Below are 23,776 nucleotides of genomic sequence, written 5' to 3'. Positions count from 1 at the left end.
GTGCCTTCGTCGCGCGGATTGAAGACGCGAATCCCGTCGCCGACCAGCTGGAAGAAATCCTTGTCGAGCGTGACAATCGCGACGTCGAATCCCGCCGCCGTCGCTTGCACCGCGAGCGTGCCGATCACGTCATCGGCCTCGTAGCGCTCCGAGGTGATGATCGGCACCCCGAGCGCCTCGCACGCGGCATGCACCATCGGAATCTGCTCGGCGAGTTCGTCGGGCATCGGCGCGCGGTTCGCCTTGTAGTCCGCGGCGAGGTCGTCGCGAAAGGTGCGCCCCGGCAAATCGAATGACGCGGCGATGTACTCCGGATGGTGATCGACGATCAGCTTCCGCAGCATCGTGACGAAGATGTAGACCGCGTTGGTCGGCCGTCCCTGCGCGTTCCGCAGCAGTCCGCCTTCAGCCGTGCGAACCGGCGCGTGGTAGGCGCGGTACATCTGCGAACTGCCGTCGATCAGGAAGAGACGCAACATTTAATTGTATCATCCGCGTGATGTACTCACGCGCGCGTGCGGCGCTGCTCGCCACCGTGCTGGCGGCGGCGGTGGCCGCCTGCGGCATTGCCAATCCGCTCGCTCCCGACTACGAATACGAGGAAGATCTCACGCTCAGTCTGGACGGGTCGGCGTCGCTCGTCGTCAACGCCTCGGTGCCGGCGCTCGATGCGTTGAAATCGATGTCGCTCGACGCCGACGTCGCGGCGGGCGCCGATCCGATCCGTGACGAATTGCGCGCCCGCTACACGTCTCCCTATACGTCGGTTGGACGGATCAGCACCTGGACGCGGCACGGCCGCCGCTTCGTCGGCATCCACCTGACGATTCCCGATGTCCGCGTGCTGCCGAAGGCCGCACTGTTCGCCGGCAGGAGCTACGAGCTGCGGCCCGAAGGGGCGCTGCTCACCTTCCGACAGACGCTGGCGCAACCGACCGCTCCCACCGTGACGCTGCCGCCCTGGCGCGGCGACGAAGTCGTCGCGTTCCGCCTGCATCTGCCGGCTCGCATCCGGTACCAGAACTCGCGCTATCTCGATCGCAACGAGTCGCGTCCTTCCGCGCGCGGCAACATCGTCGTCTGGGAGCAGCGCCTGTCGGAGCGGCTCAAGGGCAAGCCAATCGCCTACGCCGAAGACCGCACCGCCGACGTCATGGAAGTGCGCATGGATCGCGAGTCGATCCTCTACCGCACGTTGTGGCTGTTCGGGATCGCGTTCGCCGCCGCGCTGCTGGTGCTCGCCGGCCTCATCTGGCTGACGATGAGACGCGGCGCCGATACCGAGAGCGCCTGAGCCCTGCCGCTGAACGGCTGCGGCCGCGGCGTCCGGGTTATGAACCGGGTCCGCTGAGGTCGAGGGTCTTCTGGTCGCCGTCCTGCAGCGTGACGTGCGCGGCCTTGTCCTTCACCGAGTCCAGATAGGCGGGATCGAACCACTGCCCCTGCTCGACGTCGCCGGTTGCGAGCACGTAGTAGTCGCCTGCCGGCAGGCCGCGAATCCGGTAGGCGCCGCCGTCGCCGCTGCGCGAGGTGGAGATGCGCCGCGATTGGGCGCGCCAGAACTGGGGATCGGTCGAGAACGCGACCACCGTGAGACCGGCAGCGCCGGCGTTCTGGCTGTCGCGTACGGTGCCGGTGAGCTGCGTCGCGCGATCGGTGAGCACGACGTTGACGCCATCGAGGTTCTGCCCGGGCTTGACTTCGAACGGCACGTCGGCCGCGTCGGTGCCGCCAATCTGCACCGCCTTCAACGTCCACTGTCCGCCGCCCTGGGCGGGGTTCCCGCCACCGCTCACGCGCACGTAGTGGCGGCCCGGCTGCACGCCGGTGATCGCGAAGCTGCCGTTTCTTTCGACGCGGTTGTCGGCGCCGAAGGGGCCGCCGCGTCCGCCGCCGCCGCGGCCGCCCGGCAGCGGATCGACGTCGGCGATGTCGACGCGAAAAATCGAGTAGTCGGTCGGCGACGGCGTCCCCGCCGATTCGACGGTGATGAGTCCGGAAACCGTCGCGCCTGGCTGCAGCAGCAGCGTCAGTCCCTGAATGTTCTCGCCGCTGACGAGCAGCGGCTGCACCGCGGTGCGCGGCTCGTCAGCGCGTCCCCCCGATCGCGCGATCGCCACATAGTGTCCTGGCGGCACATTGGCGATCGTGAACGTGCCGTCGGCCACAGTGCGGCCGTTGAACGTCTGTCCGCCGAGCGGACCGACGCTGCCGCTGGCGTCCGCCGCGGCGAGCATCACGCTGGCGCCGTCCTGCGAGCCCGCGACGATGCCGCTGACCGTCGCGAGCGCGACGAGCTGGATCTGGAAATCGATCCCCGACGCTTCCTGGCCCGGCCCGATCGTCAGCTTGCCGGCTTCGGTTGCGCTGACGACGCCAGGATAGTAAGTGGGCGCATAACCGGTCGGCTCCGCCTGGTCCGGCCCGCCGAAACCGCCGCGTCCGCCAAGCGGGCCGCCGCGGCCGGCGACACCGAGGCCGGCGGCCAGCTGCTGCATGCCGCGTCCGATCAGATCGCCAAGACCCGAAGTGGTCGCGCTCACGTAGTAGTCGCCTGGCGGCAGGCCGAACACGCGGTACATGCCTCGGTCGTCGGTCTGATCGGCGCCCGCAGGCGTCAGCTGCCGCTCACCTCGAACGTACTGGTAGCGCTGGACGGTGACGAGCGCGCGGGCGAGCGGCTCGCCATCCTCGTCGCCGACACGGCCGTTGATGACGCCGCCGCGAATCAGGCTCAGGTCGACGTTCGTCGCGGTCTGCGCGTCGGCGAGCGTCAGGGGGGTGCCCGGCTGCAAGGGATGACGCTGGCCGTAGATCGCGTCGACGAAGCCGGCTTTCGATGCGGTGATGTTGTACGCGCCGGCCGTCAGTCCGCCGATCGAGTAACGTCCCTGTTCGTCGGTGGCGGCGCTGCCGTTGCCGCGGCCGGCGCCCGCACCCCCTCCGCTGACCGAGACCCTGGCCCGCTTGACCGGCTTGCCGGTATCGGTCAGGACACGGCCGGCAATCACGGCGGTACCCTGCGGCGTGGCGGCGGGCCCGCGGTCGCGCGCCTGCGGGCTGGCGCCGCGTCCCTGCGGCTGTCCGGCCTGTCCTTGCGTGCCCTGCCAGCCCGTCAGCGACGTGATCGCCAGCGCGAAAACGGCACCAAGCGCTGTCGGATGGCGAAGGCTCATGTCGATAATCTACGACCGACGGAGGGGTTCAGGTCAATCGGCCACACAAACATCACGAAACGGCCCTCTGCGGCTCGCCCTTCACAGCAGCGCTATCACCACCACGCCGGCGGCGATCAGGAGCAGTTGCCGCGCCGCGCCGCTGTTGCCGCGGTGCAGATCGGGAATGAGATCCGCCATGGCGACGTAGAGGAAATTGCCGGCCGCGAACGCCAGCACGTACGGCAGCACCTGCGGGAGCGCCCGTCCCGCAACGATCATCGCCGCTGCCCCGAGAATGCCGCCGCCGCCGGCGAGGACATTGAGGGTGAACGCGCGCCGGCGCGAATAGCCGGCGCGCAGGAGGATCGCCACGTCGCCGACCTCCTGTGGAATTTCGTGCGCCGCCACGGCCAGCGCCGTCGTCAAGCCGAGCGGCACCGAGGTGAGCACCGCCGCCGCGATCACCGCGCCGTCGACGAAGGTATGGAAGCTGTCGCCGACGATGACGAGCGACGCGGCCCGGTTGTGGACATGACAGGCTTCGTCCTCGTGACAGTGCCGCCAGATCACCGCTTTCTCGAGGAGGAAGAACGCCAGGATGCCGGCGGCGAGCGTGAACATCGCCGGCCGTGGCGCCAGCGCGACGAGCGCCTCCGGCACCAGATCCAGCAGCGCCACCCCGATGAGCGTGCCGACCGCGAAACTGATCAACCACGGGATCAGGCGGGTGCGGATCGGTTCGCCGAGCAGCAGGAACGACGAGGCGACAATGACGCCGCCAAGGGAGCCGAGAATCGAGAGGCCGACGGCGATGGGGACGAGGGACACGGAAAGTGGCAGTTAGCGGTCAGCGGTCAGCAGGGGCAGTTTACCCAATCCGGTCGGCTATCCGCAGCCTTCTGCCCGTCCCTGGCACTGCCGGCTGCCCGTGGCAGCTCCGCACTCACTTCGCCGCGACGTACCCCCGCCTGGCGCGCACGTGGTACGACTGGTTGCGCACTTCGACCCGGATGGTGTGCCAGCGGCCGTCCTGCGGTCCCTGCGGCGAGTAACCGAGGTAGTACTGGCGGCTCAACTCGTCGGCGATGCCGGCCGTTGCCGGATCGAGGTCGCGCGCATACCGGATGATCTCGGTGCGTCCGCCGCTGTCGTCGGTGATGTCTCGAAGCGCGGCGACGTTGACGTGATCGTCGTTGCCGCCGCGGTGCCAGTTCGATCCGCCCGAGCCGCCCGACCCGGGCGGGTTCGACGGCGGCGGTTGGGCCGGCGGCCGGCGTCCGGGCATCGGAAACGGCATCGGGATCGGGATCCCCCTCTGAAAGAACGCCCGGTTCGGCGAGAACGACGGCGCTGGATGGTAGCGCCGGGGCTGCGTGACCACGCCCGACGTGTCGACGCCAATGGCGTAGACCAGCACTTCAGTCTCGCGGATCAGCTGTTTCACCGCGAACACGTCGGTGCGGCTGCTGGTGTCGTTGCCGTCGGAGATGATGAGCACCGCCTTCTTGCGGTTGTGACCCTGCTGGGCCATCTGCACGGCGTCGGCGACCGCGTCGTAGAGCGCCGTGCCGCCGCGGGGCTGGATGCGCGCGACTGCGTCGCTGACCACCTGCTTGTCCTTGGTCCAGCCCTGCAGCAGCTGGGGCGCGTTGTCGAAGCGATACAGGAAGACCTCGTCGTCGACGTCGAGCAACTCCGAGAGGAAGCGGTTGAGCGCCGCGCGCGCCGCGACGATCTTTTCGCCGTCCATGCTGCCGCTCGTGTCGAGGACGATGCCGATGCTGACCGGGACGCGCTCGGCGCTGAAGTGCGTCACGGTCTGAAGGGCGTCGTCGTCGAAGACGCGGAAGTCTTCGCGCGCCAGGCCCGGCACGAACCGGCCGCTCAGGTCCGTCACCGTCGCGTTCACATTGATCAGCTCGACGCCGGTGCGGAACCTGAACGCCGGCGGCTCCTGCGGCGCGCCCGCCGGCGGCGCCGCCGGCTGCTGCGCCGCGACGAAGGCGCCGGCCAGCGCCAGGGAGATGGCCACGATCGAAAAACGTTTCGAGCGCATTGCTATTCGTGTGTCTCTTCCGGCAGCCGTTGCGCCGACGCCACGGGACCCTGCTGCCGCCGATCCACGTGTCCGATGACCCGACCGTTCTCCGCACGGAACCCGATCCGGTAGCGTGCGACCGCATCACCGGCCGGCACCGACACGACGAACGGGGAGTCCTCGCCGGGCGCGAGCGCGGTCACGTCCAATAAGGCGCGGCCGCTGGCCAGAAAGGCTCCTTTGTCGTCGAACGTGTATGCCGTCACGGTGACCCGGGCCAGCGCCGGCGCCGTGCGCGGATTGTGCACCATGCCGCTGATGGTCAGGGCGCCGCTGTCGCGGGTGTCGCGGAGCGACAGCAGCTCGAGCTCGGCCTCGAGGGGGGCCTGCGGCGCCGCGGCGCCGTTGGAAGCATGCGCGGCGGCGCGTGCGCGGCCGGCCGTCATCGCGATCAACAACGCCGAAGCGCCGACGAGTACGAGTGCGGCGATGATCGCCAAGCGGTTGCCCCAGGCCGGCGCATCCGCCGGTGGCGCAAACATCGCGGCGGCCGTCACGGGCTCTGCGGCGGGCGTCGCGCCAGCCAGTCGCAACGGCAGATCGGAGGGCGCGTGGCTGCTGGCTGCGCGAAAGGCCCCGATCACCGGCGCGGGCTTCCGAACCGGGCCGTCCCCTATCGGCGGCGGTGCGGCGTCGACGGCCGGCGCCGACGCCGCAGCGGTCAGCGCCGCGATGCGCGCCTCGCTGCGGCGCTGTTCGTCGCGCAGCAGTCGCCAGACGATGACGCTGAGCGTTCCCGCCATTCCCATCGACAGTACGGTCACGGTTACGAGTGTGGCATCCATGGTGAGTTGCGGAGTCCCTTACCGAAGTTTGAATTCCACCGCCACCTCGACGATGACGTCCACCGGCGTGCCATAGCGCTTCGCCGGGTTGAATCGCCACTGGCGGACGGCGTCCATCGCCCGTTGATCGAGTCCAGCGCCGAGACCTTGCAGCACCTTCACCGATCCGACGCTGCCGTCGGCGCGGACAACGATCTCGAGGACGACGTCCCCTTCGACCGCGCGGCGCCGCCCCTCGTCGGTATAGTCGGGGCGGACCTCACGGAGAATCGACGGCGGGGTGATGCCGGTGCCCGGACGATATGGGCCGCCGCCGGCGCCGCCGCCGGTGCCCGATCCGATGCCGGAGCCGTCCCCTTCTCCAAGCCCTGTTCCCCGGCCGCTCCCGACGCCGCCATCGGTGCCGGGGCCGTGGCTGTCGTGATCGGCCGCAGCGGGGGTGGTCACACCGGCGCGTTCGCGCGGATCGGGGGCCGCCGGCGTCACCGGCGCGAACACCGGCTGGATGGCCGCGGCCTTTTCGACCGGGGGCGGATCCGGGCGGACGTTGCGCGCCGGCTCGACCCTCGGCGGCGGCGTATGACGGACGGCGACGATTGGCGGCGGACGCCGGTGCACGGCGACCGGGCTGCGCATGGCCTCGACGCCGTGCCGTTGAGCGGCGGGCGCGGGAACCGGGTCCTTCAACCCCCCGCCGCCGCCACCCCCTCCGGGGCCTGGCGACACGAGAAATACCAGCTGTGACGGCGTGTGGCTCGAGGCGTCACGCGCCTGGTTCCGGGTCAGGCCGGCCGAGGTCAGGAGGGCCACCACGAGCACGGTAGCGGCGTGCAAGCTTCCGGAGACGGCCAGCGGGAGGCCCGGCTCGCGTCGCACGCCCGCCGTGGGCCGAAAGAGAGGGCGTTCTCCTCCCCCTCCGGCCAGCGCCCGGAAGGCGATAACGGCATCCGCACCAGTGAAATACCCCGCCCCCGTGAGCGGACGAATCAGCCCCGCTCGAGCCAGCTCATGCACCTCGTGCGTACGCGCTCCCGCCGCCCGGGCGATTTCGCCCGCGGAATAGACGTCGGTCGGCTCGAGGGTGGTGGTGGTCACGATTGGCGGCGTCCGCCGGCGTGGGATTCGGGACTCCCGGCGCAAAGCCCGTTCCATCGGCTTGTCGGCCGTTCCCGGCCGGATCTGTTCGCCGGACCCGGTCCGTCTGTCGCTCGACTGAGACAGTGTTCAACTTGTGCTACAACGCACGGATGCATACGGTCGTGGTTACCGGCGCGTCGAGCGGCATCGGCCGTGCGGCCGCCGTCAGGTTCGGACGTGAAAAGGCAGCGGTGGTCGCGGTGGGGCGCAAGAAACGGGTCCTCGACGCGGTCGCACGCGACATCGAAGCCGCGGGCGGCCGGGCGGCGGTGGTCGAGGCGGATGTCACCGCCGCCGGCGCTCCCGACGAAATCGTCGCGCGGGCGGTCGCGGCGTTCGGCGGCATCTCGGCGCTCGTCAACGCCGCCGGCATCATCGCCAACGGCACCGTGGAGAACACGGCGGACGCCGCGTGGGATCAGATGCTCGACATCAACCTGCGCGCCCCCTTCCGCCTGATGCGTGCCGCGGCGCCGCAGCTGATCGTGTCGGCGCGAGAGACGCACAACGCCTCGGTCGTCAACGTCTCCAGCGTCACCGGGCTGCGCGCCTTTCCCAACGTGCTCGCTTATTGCGTCAGCAAGGCGGGGGTCGATCAGCTGACGCGCTGCGCCGCGCTCGAGATGGCGCCGCACGGCGTCCGCGTCAACGCCGTCAATCCCGGGGTAGTCGTCTCCAATCTCCACCGGCGCAGCGGCATGAACGAGGACGCCTACGCGGCGTTCCTCGAGCACTCGAAGACGACGCATCCCCTGGGACGGGCCGGCGACGCCGACGAGATCGCGGATCTGATTGCGTTTCTCGCCTCGGACCGCGCCGGCTGGATCACCGGCGAGACGATCTCGATCGACGGTGGTCGACATCTCACCTGCGCGCGCTGATGTCCAATTCCCGAGGCTTGGAATGGCGCTGCTTCACGCTTTCTTGATTCCCTCGACGAAGATGGTGTGATCGGCGTGCGCGAGCACGCGGACCGCCGCGAACCCGGCGAGGATCAGCGGCGACGTCATCGCGTCGGGGGCGATCCGCGTGCGTTTCGTGGATTCGATGACGACGAAGCGGCCGCCGCCGCGCAGCACGCGCAGCACTTCGGCAGCGGCACGGGTGCGGTGTTCGTGCTCGAGCGACGCCAGCAGATCGCGCGCCACCGCGATGTCGAAACTCGCGCCGTCGAAGGGAAGGCGATCCCACGGCGCGGGTTCGGCCTCGACGAAGGCGCCCTGTTCGTGGACGGCCGCGGCGCCCGCCGCCGCCCGCGCCGCGTCGGGGTCGACGACGCAGGCGCGGCCGGTCAGCCCCGCTCTGGTCGCCAACGCGGCGATCAAGGGCGCGTCCCGTACCCCGAGCGAGAGGAAGCGGTCGCCCAACTTGACCCCCGCCATCGTGACCGCCAGCGCGTCGCGCGCGGAATCCTTGCGGAACCAGCCCATTCCCGGATGATATGATCGCCCGGTTGTGAACAAGCCGAAGACGATTGAAAAAGCCGAAGGTAAGCTGGGAATCATGCTCGTCGGCCTGGGCGCCGTGAGCACGACGACGATCGCGGGGGTCCTCGCCATTCGTCGCGGCCTGGCCAAGCCGTTCGGGTCACTGACTCAGATGGGCACGATCCGTCTCGGCAAGCGGACCGAGGCCAATTCCCCCCGCATCAAGGATTTCGTTTCGCTCGCGTCGCTCGACGACATCGAATTCGCTGGCTGGGACCTCTTCGAAGACAACGCCTACGAGGCGGCGAAGACCGCCGGCGTGCTCGAACGCGATCTGCTCGATCAGGTCCGTCCCGAGCTCGAAGCGATCACGCCGCTGCCCGCCGTGTTCGACCGCAAGTACGTGAAGCGTCTCGACGGACCGAACGTCAAGAAGGGCAGCTCGAAGCAGGACCTCGCCGAGCAGGTGCGCGCCGACATCCAGAAGTTCAAGCGCGACAGGGGTCTCAGCCGGCTCGTGATGGTGTGGTGCGGCAGCACTGAAATCTACCTGCAGGAAAGCGCCGTGCACGCCTCGATCGAGGCGTTCGAGCAGGGCCTGGCGCGCAACGACGAGAACATCCCGTCGAGCATGATCTACGCCTACGCGGCGATCAAGGAGGGCATCCCCTACGCCAACGCGGCGCCGAATCTGAGCGCCGACATCCCGGCGTTGATCCAGCTCGCCCAGCAGACCGGCTCGCCGCTCGCCGGGAAGGACTTGAAGACGGGGCAGACGCTGATCAAGACGATCGTCGCCCCCGGCCTGAAGGCCCGCCTGATCGGCGTCGAAGGCTGGTACTCGACGAACATCCTCGGCAACCGCGACGGCGAGGTGCTCGACGATCCCGAGTCGTTCAAGACCAAGGAAGAGAGCAAGAAGTCGGTCCTCGACTACATCTTCCAGCCGAAACTCTACCCCGAGCTGTACGAAAAGCTCTGTCACGTCGTCCGCATCAACTACTACCCGCCGCGCGGCGACAACAAAGAAGGCTGGGACAACATCGACATCTTCGGGTGGCTCGGCTACTCGATGCAGCTCAAGATCAATTTTCTCTGCCGCGACAGCATCCTGGCGGCTCCGATTGTGCTAGATTCCGCGCTGTTCCTCGATCTGAGCCGCCGGGCAGGCATGAGCGGCATTCAGGAGTGGCTCTCGTTCTACTACAAGAGCCCGATGCACGCGGCCGGCCTCTACCCGGAGCACGATCTGTTCATCCAGCTGATGAAGCTGAAGAACACGCTGCGCTATATGCAGGGTGAGGAGTTGATCACCCATCTGGGACGGGAGTATTACGACTGATGTCTCCAGTACCACCGAAGACCCAACCGGCGCTGTATGCGGGAATCGCGATCGGCGTCCTGTCAGGGCTGCCGGTCGTCAACATCGGCAACTGTCTGTGCTGTCTGTGGGTTGTCGGTGGCGGGGTGCTCGCCGTCTATCTGATGCAAAAAGAGCATCCGTATCCGGTCGGCGCCGCTGACGGGGCGCTCGTCGGGCTGATGGCCGGTGCGCTCGGCGGCATCGTCGCCGCACTCATCGCCATCCCGATTTCGATGGCGATGGGCCCCTTCCAGCAGCGTCTGCTGGAACGCATCGTCGACAACCCGGATGTGCCCGAGCAATACCGCAGCATGATCCAGAACATGGGCATGGGTGCGGCGCGCAGCGGCGCGATCGCGTTCCGGCTGGTCTTCGGTCTGATCGGCGCCTGCATCTACGCCGTCTTCGGCCTCCTCGGCGGCCTCCTCGGAGTGGCGCTCTTCAAGAAGAAAGATCTGCCGCCCGGCACGACAGAAATCCTCCCGCCGGCGTAAGGCCTGGAGGCGTTTCCGGCGCTCGTTACGATCAGCGATCGTGGATCGCTGGTCGCTGGATCGATGACCGCTGATTCGGCGTTCCCGGATCAGCGGTGATTGATCAGTATCCAGCTCGCCCAACCCTCACTCTCCTAAACCTCCGCCCCTCACAGACCGAAAGTTAGTCCAGCAGAAGTGTGCAGCGGTGCGCGCTCCCGGGAAGGGCTATCGCGTAAATGGCTGTGCATCTTGAGTTTATGGATTCTTTCGCGGCGGTGGGGCTCGTCCTCATCCTTCAGGCGATGCCGGTGACCCGGCTGGCCGGAGGTCCGCCAGAGCAGGGAGGACCTGGCCAGCCCGCGCAGCGGCCCATGCCGGCCGGACTGCCGGCCGCGCAGCTCGAGCCCGGTACGCTCGCCGCGGCACTCGATTCTCCCCGCAGGCTCTCGCTGACTTTCGCCGAGCCACGGCCTATCGGCGAGGTGTTGCGGCTGGTGATCGCCGGCACACCGTTCAGTCTCGCGCTCGATTCCGACGTAGCCGGCGATTTCCGCGGCGAGCTGAAGCACCTCACGCTGCGCGAGGCGTTGACGGCGCTGCTCCCGCCGCTCGGCTGTGAGTTCGAGCTGCGCGGCACCGTCCTTCGCGTCATCCGTCATCGAACCGAAACGCGCGAGTTCGACGTGAGTCTGCTCGCCACGCAACGCGGCCTGCGGCGTGTCACGGGCGCCCCGGATGCCGCGGTGGCGACTCTTCTCACAGCCGAGGACACGTTCGAGACCGTCGGCGACGGCGTGCGTACGCTTCTCTCGCCGTCCGGCACCGTGCACGTCGACCGGCGCGCCGGGCTGGTGCAGGCGACGGACTATCCGGAACGGCTCGATCGGATCGCGCAGTATCTGGAAGCGCTGCAGCTGCGGAGCGGCAGGCAGGTGCGGCTGCAGGCGCGCGTCTTCGAGGTGGTGCTGAAGGCCGATGCCGGCGTCATCGACTGGAACGCGGTGCGCGGCCGCCTCGGGCTGTCCGCCGACGGGGCGGGCGCAGGGGTTGCAGCGGATCCGGCGGCGCTGGAGCGTGCGCTGGCCGAGCAGGGAGAGATCCGCGTCCTGTCGGCGCCGGAAGTGACAGCGCTCAACAACGAGCCGGCGCTGATCCGCGCCGGCGGCCCCGGCGCGTCTTCGATGACGTTGACCGTCGTGCCGCAGATCGCGTCCGACGGAGTCGTGCAGATGAGCATCTCGCACACGTGGCAGGAGCAGACGGACGGGGAGCTGCGCGCCACCGAGGCCGATACGGCCACCCGCGTGCGAAGCGGCGACACCGTGCTGCTATCGGGATGGCTGCGGCCGGTGATTGTGGAGGCACGGGCCGGCTCGCCGGCACTCGCCGGCGGCGCGGGAACGACTGCACAGGCGGAGCTGGTGGTGCTGCTGCGCGCAACGGTGGTGACGGCGGGTACGCGGTAGGCGCGGGTCGCGACGCAGGCCGGTACCGCGGACGTGGCGCGGGGACCGGTGGTGGGGGACTGACGACCGGCACGGGAGCCGGAGGCTGGAGATGCCGATGTACGAAGACTATTACGGATTCACGGAGAAGCCATTCAGCCTCACGCCGGACCCGAAATACCTGTTCAAGAGCGCGTCGCATGCGAGCGCCTTCGAACTGCTCCAGTATGCGGTCCGCCGCCGTGAGGGGTTCGTGGTGATCACCGGCGACATCGGCACGGGCAAGACGACGCTCTGCCGCGCGCTGCTGGAGCAGATCGACCGCAAGACCTTTACCGCGCTCGTGCTCAACCCGTTTCTCTCCGAGGAGGATCTGCTCCGTCTCGTCCTGCAGGAGTTCGGTGTGGTGTCACGGGACGAGATCAAGCGCGGCTGTCTGGCGCGGGTCAGCAAGCAGGAACTGATCGAGACGCTCAACGAGTTCCTGCTGTCTCTGCAGGCAATTGGCGCGCAGGCGCTGCTCATCATCGACGAGGCGCAGAACCTGCCGCTCCAGGTGCTGGAGCAGATCCGCATTCTCTCGAACCTGGAGACCGAGAAGGAGAAGCTGCTGCAGATCGTGATGGTCGGCCAGTCGAACCTGAAAGATCTGCTGCGCCGCCCCGAGCTGCGGCAGCTCGATCAGCGTGTGTCGATCCGCTATGATCTCAGGCCGCTGGCCGCCGACGAGACCGCGGCGTACGTGCAGCACCGTCTGTCGGTCGCCGGAGGCGGCGCCGCCGTGGCGTTCGCGCCGCGAGCGCTGGCGCGCGTGTACCAGTTCACGGGCGGCATCCCACGGCTGATCAACCTGATCTGCGATCGCGCCCTCCTGACTGCCTATTCCGCACACACCAACCGCGTGCTCGCGGCACACGTCGAGAGCGCCGCGGGATCGCTCGAGCTGAAGCGCTCGCGCCGGGGACTGGCGTGGCTGCGCCAGCGGCTCGCCCCCTTCGCCGCCGGCGTGCTGCTGGCGTCGATGATCGGCGGCGGCGCGGCCGCCGTGTGGCATTACCGCCAGTATGCGACCGTGCTCGTGCAGCGGGTCGCCAGCCGTCAGTGAGCCGAATCCACGATGCCTTGCGGGGCGGGTCGCGCGGGGCGGCCCCGCCGGCCGGCCGGCGCGCCGCGGAAGCCGACGCCGTACTGGCGGCGCTCGGCTATCGCGCGGAGCAGCCGCGCAGGCGCCACGTCCTCCTCTTCGGGACGACCGCAGGCGTCGTTCTCGTGTGCATGCTTGCCTGGGCAGGTTGGCCGGCGTCGGCGCCCGCTGCCGCAGCCCCGTCGGTCTCTCCCAGGACTGCGCAGGCCCCGCGTGTCTCCATCCCGGCGCCGCCACCGGCACCTATCATTCCGGCACCCGTCATTCCGGGACCCATCATTAAGGCGGCCGCCCCTGCGCCGGCGGCGGTTTCGTCCGCCGCTCCACCGGGGGCACCCGTGCCAGCACCGCCGCACGCGAGCAGCCCCGCTCGACCTGCGTCTGCAGCGCCGTCTCCCGGCGTCGGGACGGCGAGGGGCACAACGAACGGCAGTGAATTCCAGCTGGCCCTCTACTATCAGCGCAGCGGCGAATTCGAGCAGGCGCTCATCCACTACTCGACCGTGCTGAAGCGCGACGAACTGAACGTCGACGCCCACAATAACGTCGGCATCCTCTACCACGACAAGGGGCTCTACGAGGATGCCGCGCGCGAGTTCAGGCGCGTGCTCGCGATTAATCCGTCCTACGTGACCGCGCGACTGAACCTGTCGGCGGTGTATCTCAAGCTGGGGCGGCCCGATGCGGCGGCTGCGGAAGCCCGGGCCGTGCTGGCGACGGATCCAAGGCACAGTGACGCGCTCGTCAACCTGGCGCTCGCGCAGGATGCGGCGGGGCAGGGGCCGGAGGCGCAGCTCACCCTGAGGCGCGCGCTCGAGATCGCCCCGCACAGCGCCGCCGCGCACTACAATCTGGCGCAGATGTACGAACGCACCGGCGAACTGGCCCTCGCCGCCGAGCACTACCGTCAGTTCCTGCAGTTTGCCGGCCCGGCCCAGGCCGGCTATATAGCCGACGTGCGCGCCCGCCTCCAGGCGGCGACGCGGGGAACCAAATAGCGCGAGCGCGCCGGGGCATCCGAGGGCGACGCCCTTCCGACACACAACACCAATGAGCGAAATCGACGCACTGCTCCAGGAGAACCGCCGCTTCCCGCCATCGGACGCGTGGAAGCGCGAGGCCATCATCGGCGACCCGGCCGTCTACGCACGTGCCGCCGCTGATCCCGAAGCCTTCTGGGCCGGGTTCGCGCGCGAGCTCGAATGGACGTCGCCGTTCACACGGGTGCTCGAGTGGACATCGCCACACGCCAAGTGGTTCGGGGGCGGCACGCTGAACGCGAGCGTGAACTGTGTCGACCGTCATGTCCGCGGTCCGAGGCGCAACAAGGCGGCCATCGTCTGGGAAGGGGAGCCGGGCGACCGCCGGACGCTCACCTACTGGGATCTCTATCGTCAGGTGAACGCCTTCGCGGGGGTGCTGAAGAACCTGGGAGTCGGGCGCGGCGACCGGGTCGCGATCTACCTGCCGCTCGTACCCGAGGCGGCGATCGCGATGCTGGCCTGCGCGCGGATCGGCGCCGTGCACAACGTGGTGTTCGGCGGCTTCAGCTCGGAGTCCCTTCGCGATCGGATCAACGACGCGCAGGCGACCGTGCTGGTGACCGCCGACGGCGGCTACCGCCGCGGCCAGATCGTGCCGCTCAAGCAGATGGCCGACGAGGCGCTCCGCGACACGCCGTCCATCCGCAGCGTCGTCGTCTACCAGCGCCAGGCCGGCGCGCCGATCCCCGTGCACATGCAGGAGGGGCGCGATCACTGGTACCACCGCCTGATGCAGGACGCGCCGCTCTACACTGAGCCCGAGGCGATGGACGCCGAGGACATGCTCTACATCCTCTATACCTCCGGCACCACCGGGAAGCCGAAGGGTATCGTCCACACGACCGGCGGCTATCTCACCGGCACCTACGCCACCACGAAATGGGTGTTCGATCTCAAGGAGCACGACGTCTACTGGTGCACCGCCGATATTGGATGGGTCACCGGGCACAGCTACGTCGTGTATGGGCCGCTCGCCAACGGCGCCACCGTCGTCATGTACGAGGGAGCGCCGGACTGGCCCCGCAAGGATCGCTTCTGGGAGATCATCGAGCGCCACGGCGTGACGATCCTGTACACGGCGCCGACGGCGATTCGCGCGTTCATGCGCTGGGGCACCGAATGGCCCGCCACACGCGATCTCAGCTCGCTGCGTCTGCTCGGGTCAGTTGGTGAGCCGATCAACCCCGAAGCGTGGATGTGGTACTACGTGAACGTCGGGCACGAGCGCTGTCCGATCGTCGACACGTGGTGGCAGACCGAGACCGGCATGATCATGATCACGCCGCTCCCCGGCATCACCGACCTCAAGCCCGGATCTGCGACGCGGCCCTTTCCGGGCGTCGCCGCGGAAAACCGCGACAAGAGCGGCAAGCGCGTCGAGCACGGCGGCGGCCTGCTCACGCTGACGCGGCCGTGGCCCGCCATGCTCCGCGGCATCTACGGCGACCCCGAACGCTTCGTCAAGCAGTACTGGAGCCAATGGCAGGACGGCTCGTATTTCACCGGCGACGGTGCCCGTCTCGACGACGACGGCTTCTACTGGCTGCTCGGCCGCGTCGACGACGTCCTCAACGTCGCCGGGCACCGTCTCGGGACGATGGAGGTGGAGAGCGCGCTGGTCGATGATCCGCGCGTCGCTGAAGCCGCCGTCGTCGGCAAGTCGCATGAAATCAAAGGACAGGCGGTTGCCGCGTTCGTGACCCTCAAAGAGGGGACGAAGCCCTCCGACGAGCTCGCCGCCGAACTGAAGGAGCACGTCGTCCACAAGATCGGCGCGATCGCGCGGCCCGATCAGATTCTATTCACGGCGGATCTGCCGAAGACGCGGTCGGGCAAGATCATGCGCCGCCTGCTGCGCGACATCGCCGAGGGAAAGGCGCTCGGCGACACCACCACCCTCGCCGACCCGAACGTCGTGGCCCATCTCAAGGCCGCCTACGAGGATAAGGAAGGCTAGGACGCCGGCGCGGAGATCGCCGCCCGCCGCACTGCCCGGAGCGGGGCGGGACCCCACGGATCAGGTTTACAGTGCCGGCCGGCTCGTGCGTTAATGGAAGACTTCCCCGGCTGTCATGCGCAGCATCACTGCGGTCGAACTCGGCGCTGATACGTGCGCCCTCGCCAGTACCTCCGTGCACGGCGCGGAGGTCCGTGTCGCCGCCGCGGCGACGCTCGATCCACCGGCCTTTCCTGGCGCCGATGCCTTCATCACCGCCCTGCGCCAGGCCCGGAGTTCGCTGAAGCTGCCGCGCCGCTGCCGCGCGGTCGTGTGGGGACTGCCCGACGGCGCGACCCTCGCCGATCCGAGCGTGGCGCCGCTCATCGAACCGCTGACCCGCGCCGGGTTCAAGGTGGCGCGCGTGGTCACTCCGTGCAACGCCCTGGGGGCGCTCGCACGTCTCCGCACGTCGCGAAGCGGCGGCGCGATGTGCTGGCTCGGCATCAACCGCAGCGGCGTCGCCATCACGGTCGTCCGTCCGGGAAAACTTCTCTACGCCCACTCCTTCACGTGGGATTCCACCCTCGGCGCCTACGGCAGCCAGGCGCGGCTCCTGCAGCGCTATTCGCTCGTTGCGTTTCTCGCGCCCGAGGTTCGCCGCGCCATTTCGACTGCCAAGCAGAAGGGAACAACGGTCGACGGCATCGTCACTTGCGGAAACCTGCCAGACCTGCGCGGGCTGACGATGCCGCTCATCGAAGAGCTCGACGTGGAGGTCGAGACGCTCGACTCGCTCGAAGGGCTCGTGATGCGCCGCGAGCTCGCCGAGAAGCTCACCGAGGTCGCGCCAGCCATCCGGCTGGCGTGCGCCGGCGCGTTTACCCGCGAGACGCGTCGAGTCGACGAGGCCGTGCGACGCCGGGCCCGCCGCGGCTGGCGCATCGCGTCGGCGATCGCCGTGGTCGCGACGATCGTCGCGGGCGGTGCCGGCGCCTGGTGGTATCTGCGGTCGCGTCCGGCGCCGCCGCGAACGGTGCCCGTAACGATCCCGCCCGTTCGAACGGCGCCCGCAACGATCCCGCCCGTTCGAACCGCGCCCCCAACGATTCCGCCCCCGCGAACGCCGCCCGCAACGATCCCGGCCCCTGGGGCCGCAACGCCCCGTCCGGCGACGCCGGCCCCCTCATCTCCGGCAGCCGGGTCGGTCGGGCAGGCGGCGCCAGCCGCGCCCGTTCCGGCGTCCGCCAGTCCGCATCCGCCAGGCTCTTCTGTCGTCGCGCCTCCCTCCGCCACGGTGCGACCGCAGCCGCCTTCGTCCCTGCCGGCGGCGCCGCGACCGCAGCCCGCGACTGGCCGACTGACAGTCCCGGCGGCCGGCCCGGCCGGCCGGTCCGAAGCCGTTCCCAGGCCTCAGAGGGCTGTCCCGGCCGCGCCGCAGGCCACCACTGTCCCCCCCCTGCATCCCGCGCCCTCTTCGACCGATAAGGCAGGCGCTGCGGCCAGCGGCCGGAGAGCGGCCGATCCGCTTCCCGAGCCGCTAAAGGATCCGATTCCCAAGGTAACCGCCATCCTGATGGCGGCCGACCGCCGTCTGGCGACGATCGGGGAACAGGGTCGAATCGTTGGCGTCGGCGACACGATTGGCCGCCGCGTGGTGATCGGGATCGACGACCGGACGGTCCTCTTGCGGGAGCCGTCCGGCCTGGAGATCCGGGTCGCGCTTGGCGGGCGGGTGGTCGGGGTGCAGCGCTCCGGCCGGTAATTGTGACAGTGGCGGTACTGGTTGCCTGTAGGGGGGATTGGCCCTAGAATCAGTCCCCTTCCCCAGCGGCAGGCCGGCGAGGAACGCGTGCGGAAAAAGATCGGTGAGTGTCTGATCCAGGCCGGCCTGATCTCCGAAGAAGATTTGCAGGCCGCGCTCGCGGAGCATCGACGGACCGGCGAACGCGTCGGCTCGGTGCTCGTCCGCCTGAACCTCGCCACGGAAAAGCAGATCACGAAAGCGCTGGCGTACCAGCTCGGTTTTCCGTACGTCAGCCTGGCGGACGAGCCGCCGGACCCGACGGCCATCGTCCTCATCCCCAAGGAGGTCGCCGCCAAGCGCCTCTGCGTCGCGATGAAGCTGGAGAAAAACCTGCTGACCGTGGCGATGTCGGATCCGCTGCTCTTCAGCCTCGTGCAGGATCTTGAATTCCAGACCGGCTATCGCATCAAGCAGGTCGTGTCGACGCGGACTGACATTCTCGCCGCGATCGAGAACGGCTATCCGGACAAGGCGATCGCGAAGTACACCGGGCCCAGCGCCGCGCTCGCGGTGCCGGCGTCGCCGCCGCGCCCGGCACCGCGGATGACCGACACGCCGGCCGCCTCACTCGCGCCACGCGCGGAACTGCGCGTCTTCGAGCCGACGGCCGGGTCCGAGGGGGCCTCACGCGAGAACACCGAGTCGGCGCCGATCATCGATCTCGTCGACCTGGTCGTGAACGGTGCGATTACGAGCGGCGCCAGCGACGTGCACATCGAGCCCGCAGAAAAAGGGGTCATCGTCCGCCACCGTCTCGACGGCATCCTGAAGGAGCTGATGGACCTGCCGAAGTGGGTCCACGAGGGGCTGATCGCGCGGCTGAAGGTGATGGCCGGCATGGACATCGCCGAGAAGCGGCTCCCGCAGGACGGCCGGCTGCGCGTGAAGACCGAAGACGGCAAGGAGGTCGACTTCCGCGTCTCGTCGATCCGGACGCTGCACGGCGAGAAGATCGTGCTGCGCGTCCTCGATCACCGCAAGGGGGCGCCGCCGCTCGAGGAGCTCGGCCTCTCAGCCGCGGCGATGGAGGAGCTCCGCTATTTCCTGCGCCACCAGCACGGGATGATCCTCGTGGTCGGGCCGACCGGCTCGGGCAAGTCGACGACGCTGAGTTCCGCGATCACCTCGGTTGCGTCGGGGCGCACGAACATCATCACCATCGAGGATCCGATCGAGTACCAGATCGCCGGCGTCAACCAGACGCAGGTGAACGAGAAGGCGAAGTTGACCTTCGCCACCTCGCTGCGCGCGATTCTGCGGCAGGATCCCGACGTGATCCTGGTCGGCGAGATCCGCGATCACGAGACCGCGAAGATCGCCACGCAGGCAGCGCAGACCGGACACCTCGTCCTCTCGACGCTGCACACCGACGACGCGCCGTCGACGGTGACGCGGCTGATGGACATGAATCTCGAGCCGTACGTGATCGCCTCGGCGCTGGTCGGCGTCGTGGCGCAGCGGCTCGTGCGGCGGCTCTGCCACGAGTGCCGCCGCCAGTACACGCCAGACGCCGACACGCTGCGCGCCCTCAACATGAGCGAGGAGACGGCGACGCATTTCGTGTTCTACAAGGCGGTCGGCTGCGAGGACTGCCATTTCACCGGCTATCGCGGCCGCATCGGCGTCTACGAGGTGATGCGGGTCACCGATCGGGTCCGCCGTCTGATCGCGCAGCGCGCCGGCGACGACATGATCCGCGACGCCGCGATGGCGGCGGGCATGATCACGCTCGGCGAAGACGCGCTCGGCAAGGTGAAGGCCGGCCTCACCACCCCCGAAGAGCTCTTTCGGGTCGTCACCGAGGTCAAGGAAGTGCGGACGCTGTGCCCGGCGTGCCAGGGGGTGGTCGGCGTCGACTTCGCGGCCTGTGCGCACTGCGGGCACCGCCTGCAGTCAGGCTGCGGGAAGTGCGGCCGCTCGCTGCAGGCCGATTGGCAGTTCTGCCCCTATTGCACGGCGAGCACCGCGACGCGCGCCTCGAAGCGCCAGCTGCGCGATCAGCGGCGCAGCCTGCAGCTGCCGCCCGGGAAGGTCGCTGAGTTCAAGAACAGTCGTTGAAGAACTACTACGACCTGCTCTCGGTGCCGCGCGACGCGCCGGTCGACGATATCAAGAAAGCCTTTCGCCGAGAGATCGCCCGCTATCATCCCGACAAAGTCCAGCACCTCGGCGCCGAGTTCCAGGAGATGGCGGCTGGGATCGCCGCGGACCTCACCGAGGCCTATCGCATCCTGATGGACGCGCCGCTGCGCGCGAAGTACGACGCCGATCTCGACGTCGGGCGGCGCGGCTCGGCGGCCGTGCCGCCGGCGCGTCCGGCACCCACGCCGTCGCCGTCACCGGCTCCGCCGCAGGCCAGCGAGCCGTCCCCGCGACCCGCCCCCAAGCAGCGGAGCGCCGGGTTCGAATTCGTGCGTCGCGCGTCGCTGTCGAAAGTGAAGCAGGCGGCCGCCGAGGTGCTGGCCGAGTCGGAGCCGCTGCCGGTGCACGGGTTCGATCTCGCGCTGGTCGTCCGGCCGAAGAAGGGCCTCTTCCGCCGGGCCGACGAGAGCGTCTGCCTGGTCGTGAAGTTCGTACCGTTCGTCGACGCGGCCGCCGTGGCCGACGTCTGGCTGCCCGCGGCCAAGGTGCGAGCCCCTGGCGCGCTCAGCTGCGTCCTGCTGCTGCTCGGGCAGGGGGTGGCGCCGGAATCCGATCTGGCGGCGGCCGTCACCGATCTGCGCCGCAAGAGCCGCGGCGGCGGTCCGCTCCTGGTTCCGGTGGATGTGAGAGACTGGGGAGCGCTGTTTCCGCCTGAAACTCCCGGCTCGGTTCGCTCGTTAATACAGAGATTGAGAGAAGCGCGGTAAGACCTATGGGACTGATCACGACACAGGACCTCTGGAAGACCTACGTCATGGGCTCTGAGGAAATCCATGCCCTGCGCGGTGTCAACATCAACATCGACAAAGGGGAATACGTCGCGATCATGGGCCCGTCGGGCTCTGGCAAGTCGACGCTGATGAACCTGATCGGCTGTCTCGACACACCGAGCCGTGGAAGCTATCAGCTCAACGGCAAAGAGGTCGCGGCGATGAACGACGACGAGCTGGCCCGGATCAGGAACGAAGAGATCGGGTTCGTGTTCCAGACGTTCAACCTGCTGCCGCGCGCCACCGCGCTGCACAACGTCGAGCTGCCGCTCGTTTATGCCGGCGTCTCGGGCCGCGACCGCGCCGAGCGCGCGCGCGCGGCGCTCGACAAGGTCGAGCTGACGCAGCGCGCCTCGCACAAGCCGAACGAGCTGTCGGGGGGCCAGCGCCAGCGCGTGGCCATCGCCAGGGCGCTCGTCAACAACCCGTCCATCCTCCTCGCCGACGAGCCGACGGGCAACCTCGATTCGAAGACCGGCGTGGAAATCATGTCGGTCTTCCAGCGCCTGCACGACGGCGGCAACACGATCATTGTCGTCACGCACGAACCGGAGATCGCCGCCTACGCCAGGCGCGTCATCCACATCCGCGACGGCCAGGTCGAAAAGGACGTTCGCCAGGCCGCATAGCGACCTGAATCGCGGCGACGTCTGCCGGCGCTCAGAGCCGCCGCAGCACCGCGGCCGGCTCCAGCCGGGTGATCCGGTAGGTCGCGCACATCACGGACACCGCCGCGACACCGGCCGACAGCAGGAGCGCTCCCACCCAGAACGACGGCAGAATCGACGCGAGCGTCGCCAGCTGCTCGAAGAGGGCGAGCGTCGCCATCATCGTGAACACGAAACCGGTCGCGGCGGCTGCGGCAATCAGCTTCCCCTCGCGGACGAGCACCAGTCGCAACACGCCCGGCCGCGTCGCGCCGATGGCGAGGCGGATGCTGAACTCGCGAGTGCGCTGCGACACCGACTGACTGATCACCGCGAACACGCCGCTCGCCGCCAGCAGCAGCGCGAGGACGGCGAACGGTCCCAGGATCTTCAGCGCCAGCGTCGCGGGCGCGGCCGTGACCGCGGCGCGTTCCGCGAAATTGTCGCTCAGCACGACAGGACGGGCCGGCGGCGAGCCAGGCGGCACCTGCGCCGCCGCCGCGATCGCGTCGAGCGCGAGCCGGGCATCGCCGGGCACACGCGCCAGGACGACCGCTTCACGCGACGTCATCGAGGGTTCGTACGGGACGTACATCTCTCCGGCGCCGGCATCGATCGCGGCGAGCGCGCCGGCATCGATCGGATCCCGGCAGACGCCGATCACCGTCAGGTCGCCGTGCGTCGAGGTCTGCAGACGACGGCCGACCGCGTCGCCGCCTGGCGCCAGCCGGCGCGCGGCCGATTCGCTCAATACGGCCACGGCCGCTCGTGCGTTCGTTTCAGCCGCGTCGAATGCGCGGCCGTGCAGCATCGGCAACGCCAGCGTCTCGAAGAACCGGTCGCCGACCGGCACCCGCGAGAAGACGAGCGGCGAGCCGTCGCCCGTCTCGATGCGCTCAGGCCTGCCGCCGCCGATCATGCCGGATGAAATCGCCGACGCCGCCACGCCGGGTACCGCCGCCACGCGCGCGGCCACGCGGACGACGGTTGCGTCAGGCGCACGCATCGCCACGACATGGTCGGCGGCGAAGGTCAGCGTCTGGCCGTGCAGCTGCGAGGCGAGCGTCCACACCATGGCGGTCCAGACCGCAAGCCCGACGGCCGCCGCGATCTCGGTGAAGACGATCACGTCGCGCGCGCCGTAACCGGCGACATGGGTGCGACGGACGCCCGGCACTCCGTTGAGCGACGCCGTGACTTCGCGCGTCGAGAGCCGAAGCGCCGGCACCATCCCGAACAGCAGACAGGCGATGGTGCTGGCCGCCATCGCCACCGGGAGCAGCCGGACGCCTGCGAGCGCCGCGGCGCCACGCGGCTGCACGGCGGCGAGCGCCGGCGCCGCGCCGTGGACGAGCCACGCCGCCAGCGCGGCGCCGATCGCGCCGCTGAAAATTGCGAGGATCAGGCTCTCGACGAGCAGCAGACCCATCAGACGGAACCGCGTCGCGCCGAGCGCGCGGCGCACCGTCAATTCCCGGTCACGGCCGATGCCGCGCGCCAGCAGCAGGCAGGCGACGTTCAGGCACGCGAGGATCAGCACGAGGCACGCCGGGCCGAGCGTGCTGACATAGACGACGACGGCGCGCCCGCGCGTGTCCTTCGCGAGTGAAATCGCCCGAAACGTCCAGGGACCCTGTCCGTGCGTCATGCCGGTGAGCTCGCGCTCCGCGGCCGGCCATTCGACGCCGTCTCGCAGCCGCGCGAAGACGTTGACGATCGCCGGCATGCTGCGGCTGGCGTGTTCGAGCGGGATCCAGAGGCTCGCCGCCACGTCGACGAAGCCGTATTCGAACGTCGGCGGCATCACGCCGATCACCGTGCGATCGACACTGTCGACCCGCAGCTTCGCGTCGGCGAGCCGCCCGTCGGCGAACTCACGCTTCCACAGCGCGTCGCTCACCACGACGACCGGCGGCCCCGTCAGGTCGGCCGGTGCGAAGACCCGACCGGCAGCGGGCAGGACGCCCATCGCCGCAAAGAACGCCGGGGACGCGTAGCCGGCCACGGCCGGACGCGCCGCCGGGCCGATGCCGACGAGCGCGTCCTCGTCGGCATACGCCCCGATCGCCTCAAACGACGAGGCCTTCGAGAGCGCCTGATCGAACTCGCCCAGCGACACCCGCCCGCGCTCGACGCCAAGCCCCGGATTCGCCGCATAGATCCGCCCGACGCGCGACATCGCCGGCACGTCCGGCAGGCCGGCGAGCGACACGCGGGCAACCGCGTACAGGGCAGTGGCGGCGCCGATGCCGATGGCCAGCGTCGGTACGGCGACGGCCACGCTGCGCCACTTGGCGAGACCGCGAGCAGCGGAACGGAACTCGGACAACACTTTTGTTATCGGCTGAAGGGTTTTCAGGCCCGGGGAGGTAGATGCTGCAGGTTCGGTGCCGCTCGC

20 protein-coding genes are annotated in these 23,776 nt (G+C 69.2%); 12 read left to right on the top strand and 8 right to left on the bottom strand.

What is annotated here, in order from left to right; genetic code table 11:
• A partial coding sequence (locus VGI12_22840; protein ID HEY2435525.1) for a hypothetical protein occupies positions 1-479 on the bottom strand: 479 nt, incomplete at its 3' end.
• A 20-nt stretch (positions 480-499) separates the two neighbouring features.
• Between VGI12_22840 and VGI12_22835 the strand changes: the two genes are divergently transcribed.
• Positions 500-1,294 carry a hypothetical protein gene (locus VGI12_22835; protein ID HEY2435524.1) on the top strand — a complete coding sequence of 265 codons (795 nt, stop codon included), beginning with the start codon at positions 500-502 and terminating at the stop codon, positions 1,292-1,294.
• A gap of 37 nt (positions 1,295-1,331) precedes the next feature.
• Here the strand turns inward: VGI12_22835 and VGI12_22830 are convergent, their stop codons facing one another.
• The 5 genes from VGI12_22830 to VGI12_22810 all read right to left on the bottom strand — a co-directional run bounded on the left by VGI12_22830 (position 1,332) and on the right by VGI12_22810 (position 7,136).
• On the bottom strand, positions 1,332-3,176 hold the full coding sequence (locus VGI12_22830; GenBank protein HEY2435523.1) for a carboxypeptidase-like regulatory domain-containing protein: 1,845 nt from the start codon (positions 3,174-3,176) through the stop codon (positions 1,332-1,334).
• Between the two features lie 81 nt (positions 3,177-3,257).
• Complete coding sequence (locus VGI12_22825) at positions 3,258-3,986, bottom strand: ZIP family metal transporter (GenBank protein HEY2435522.1); 729 nt, start codon at positions 3,984-3,986, stop codon at positions 3,258-3,260.
• A gap of 115 nt (positions 3,987-4,101) precedes the next feature.
• Positions 4,102-5,214: a VWA domain-containing protein gene (locus VGI12_22820; GenBank protein ID HEY2435521.1), complete on the bottom strand. Its 1,113-nt coding sequence runs from the start codon at positions 5,212-5,214 to the stop codon at positions 4,102-4,104.
• A 2-nt stretch (positions 5,215-5,216) separates the two neighbouring features.
• Entirely contained in the window at positions 5,217-6,041 is an 825-nt protein-coding gene (locus VGI12_22815) for an FxLYD domain-containing protein (protein HEY2435520.1), read from the bottom strand.
• 18 nt (positions 6,042-6,059) lie between these two features.
• Entirely contained in the window at positions 6,060-7,136 is a 1,077-nt protein-coding gene (locus tag VGI12_22810; GenBank protein ID HEY2435519.1) for a TonB family protein, read from the bottom strand.
• Positions 7,137-7,288: 152 nt separating this feature from the next.
• Between VGI12_22810 and VGI12_22805 the strand changes: the two genes are divergently transcribed.
• Positions 7,289-8,059 (top strand): SDR family oxidoreductase, encoded by a 771-nt coding sequence (locus VGI12_22805; GenBank protein ID HEY2435518.1) that lies wholly within the window; start codon positions 7,289-7,291, stop codon positions 8,057-8,059.
• Between the two features lie 33 nt (positions 8,060-8,092).
• Here VGI12_22805 and VGI12_22800 read toward each other — a convergent pair whose 3' ends face one another.
• On the bottom strand, positions 8,093-8,608 hold the full coding sequence (locus tag VGI12_22800) for a methyltransferase domain-containing protein (GenBank protein ID HEY2435517.1): 516 nt from the start codon (positions 8,606-8,608) through the stop codon (positions 8,093-8,095).
• A gap of 25 nt (positions 8,609-8,633) precedes the next feature.
• Here VGI12_22800 and VGI12_22795 point away from each other — a divergent pair, with 25 nt between their 5' ends.
• The 10 genes from VGI12_22795 to VGI12_22750 all read left to right on the top strand — a co-directional run bounded on the left by VGI12_22795 (position 8,634) and on the right by VGI12_22750 (position 21,360).
• Positions 8,634-9,947, top strand: a complete 1,314-nt coding sequence (locus VGI12_22795; protein HEY2435516.1) for an inositol-3-phosphate synthase — start codon at positions 8,634-8,636, stop codon at positions 9,945-9,947.
• On the top strand, positions 9,947-10,462 hold the full coding sequence (locus VGI12_22790) for a hypothetical protein (GenBank protein HEY2435515.1): 516 nt from the start codon (positions 9,947-9,949) through the stop codon (positions 10,460-10,462). The genes VGI12_22795 and VGI12_22790 overlap by 1 nt, the downstream gene beginning before the upstream one ends.
• A 239-nt stretch (positions 10,463-10,701) precedes the next feature.
• The gene (locus VGI12_22785) at positions 10,702-11,910 is read left to right on the top strand and encodes a hypothetical protein (GenBank protein HEY2435514.1); all 1,209 of its coding nucleotides are present in this window, start codon (positions 10,702-10,704) and stop codon (positions 11,908-11,910) included.
• Positions 11,911-12,007: 97 nt separating this feature from the next.
• The gene (locus VGI12_22780; GenBank protein ID HEY2435513.1) at positions 12,008-12,994 is read left to right on the top strand and encodes an AAA family ATPase; all 987 of its coding nucleotides are present in this window, start codon (positions 12,008-12,010) and stop codon (positions 12,992-12,994) included.
• Between the two features lie 377 nt (positions 12,995-13,371).
• Entirely contained in the window at positions 13,372-14,031 is a 660-nt protein-coding gene (locus tag VGI12_22775; protein ID HEY2435512.1) for a tetratricopeptide repeat protein, read from the top strand.
• 52 nt (positions 14,032-14,083) lie between these two features.
• Positions 14,084-16,033, top strand: a complete 1,950-nt coding sequence (gene acs, locus VGI12_22770; protein HEY2435511.1) for an acetate--CoA ligase — start codon at positions 14,084-14,086, stop codon at positions 16,031-16,033.
• 115 nt (positions 16,034-16,148) lie between these two features.
• Positions 16,149-17,777 (top strand): hypothetical protein, encoded by a 1,629-nt coding sequence (locus VGI12_22765; GenBank protein ID HEY2435510.1) that lies wholly within the window; start codon positions 16,149-16,151, stop codon positions 17,775-17,777.
• 87 nt (positions 17,778-17,864) lie between these two features.
• Complete coding sequence (locus VGI12_22760) at positions 17,865-19,877, top strand: ATPase, T2SS/T4P/T4SS family (GenBank protein ID HEY2435509.1); 2,013 nt, start codon at positions 17,865-17,867, stop codon at positions 19,875-19,877.
• On the top strand, positions 19,874-20,668 hold the full coding sequence (locus tag VGI12_22755; protein HEY2435508.1) for a J domain-containing protein: 795 nt from the start codon (positions 19,874-19,876) through the stop codon (positions 20,666-20,668). Before VGI12_22760 ends, VGI12_22755 begins: the two co-directional genes overlap by 4 nt.
• A gap of 5 nt (positions 20,669-20,673) precedes the next feature.
• Positions 20,674-21,360: an ABC transporter ATP-binding protein gene (locus VGI12_22750; GenBank protein HEY2435507.1), complete on the top strand. Its 687-nt coding sequence runs from the start codon at positions 20,674-20,676 to the stop codon at positions 21,358-21,360.
• A 31-nt stretch (positions 21,361-21,391) separates the two neighbouring features.
• Here VGI12_22750 and VGI12_22745 read toward each other — a convergent pair whose 3' ends face one another.
• Positions 21,392-23,659, bottom strand: coding sequence for an ABC transporter permease (locus tag VGI12_22745; protein HEY2435506.1), 2,268 nt, complete (start codon positions 23,657-23,659; stop codon positions 21,392-21,394).
• Positions 23,660-23,776 lie beyond the last annotated feature (117 nt).

This window comes from Vicinamibacterales bacterium, from assembly GCA_036496585.1.
Classification (GTDB): Bacteria; Acidobacteriota; Vicinamibacteria; order Vicinamibacterales; family 2-12-FULL-66-21; genus JAICSD01.
The sequence above is the reverse complement of the archived record's forward strand: the minus strand, read 5'-3'. Positions and strand labels throughout refer to the sequence as shown.

Bases quoted from the DNA above. Each gene is read 5' to 3' on its own strand.
- VGI12_22835 (HEY2435524.1), top strand. From the start codon at position 500: ATGTACTCACGCGCGCGTGCGGCGCTGCTCGCCACCGTGCTGGCGGCG.
- VGI12_22830 (HEY2435523.1), bottom strand. From the start codon at position 3,176: ATGAGCCTTCGCCATCCGACAGCGCTTGGTGCCGTTTTCGCGCTGGCG.
- VGI12_22820 (HEY2435521.1), bottom strand. From the start codon at position 5,214: ATGCGCTCGAAACGTTTTTCGATCGTGGCCATCTCCCTGGCGCTGGCC.
- VGI12_22815 (HEY2435520.1), bottom strand. From the start codon at position 6,041: ATGGATGCCACACTCGTAACCGTGACCGTACTGTCGATGGGAATGGCG.
- VGI12_22805 (HEY2435518.1), top strand. From the start codon at position 7,289: ATGCATACGGTCGTGGTTACCGGCGCGTCGAGCGGCATCGGCCGTGCG.
- VGI12_22800 (HEY2435517.1), bottom strand. From the start codon at position 8,608: ATGGGCTGGTTCCGCAAGGATTCCGCGCGCGACGCGCTGGCGGTCACG.
- VGI12_22790 (HEY2435515.1), top strand. From the start codon at position 9,947: ATGTCTCCAGTACCACCGAAGACCCAACCGGCGCTGTATGCGGGAATC.
- VGI12_22785 (HEY2435514.1), top strand. From the start codon at position 10,702: ATGGATTCTTTCGCGGCGGTGGGGCTCGTCCTCATCCTTCAGGCGATG.
- VGI12_22780 (HEY2435513.1), top strand. From the start codon at position 12,008: ATGTACGAAGACTATTACGGATTCACGGAGAAGCCATTCAGCCTCACG.
- acs (HEY2435511.1), top strand. From the start codon at position 14,084: ATGAGCGAAATCGACGCACTGCTCCAGGAGAACCGCCGCTTCCCGCCA.
- VGI12_22765 (HEY2435510.1), top strand. From the start codon at position 16,149: ATGCGCAGCATCACTGCGGTCGAACTCGGCGCTGATACGTGCGCCCTC.
- VGI12_22750 (HEY2435507.1), top strand. From the start codon at position 20,674: ATGGGACTGATCACGACACAGGACCTCTGGAAGACCTACGTCATGGGC.